At 46.2% G+C, this 396-nt stretch carries 2 protein-coding genes; both read left to right on the top strand.

Features of this window, described 5'->3' with window-relative positions:
- Positions 1-204 (top strand): hypothetical protein (locus A3756_RS28800; protein ID WP_231875563.1); only part of this gene is annotated, 204 nt, incomplete at its 5' end.
- Positions 182-396 (top strand): hypothetical protein (locus tag A3756_RS17905; protein WP_156490572.1); only part of this gene is annotated, 215 nt, incomplete at its 3' end. The genes A3756_RS28800 and A3756_RS17905, both read left to right, overlap by 23 nt.

The following is a 396-nucleotide window of genomic DNA, read 5'->3' as shown; positions in this document are numbered from 1 at the left end:
GAGTGGCCCCCATATAGGCACCAACTTATTTATTACTGGCGATGCTTAAGTGCACGTAGAGCATTTGAAAGTCGCTATGTCAGGGTGTGCAGCATGTGCTGCGTAACGTTAATTAGTTTGATTAACTGCTGTTTTGAGATTGATAAGCGAAATAGCAGAGTTGTGGTCAGTGGAGGCGCAGGTGAGCGTAGAAAACGAAAATAATTCAAATGAAGAGCATATTGTAGAGGCAGCTCAAGAGGCTGTGGAAGCTGCTCAGGAAGAAGTCGAAACTAGTGGCCCTGAGCAGAATGCTGAGGCAGATGGCAAGGATTGGCAGGCTGAGGCTGAGTCTTTGGCGAAGCAAATTGAAGATCTTAAAGATCAGGCAATTCGTGCCAAAGCTGAAGTGCAGAA

It is taken from the genome of Oleiphilus sp. HI0086, assembly GCF_001635225.1.
This window is presented reverse-complemented; position numbering and strand designations above follow the sequence as displayed.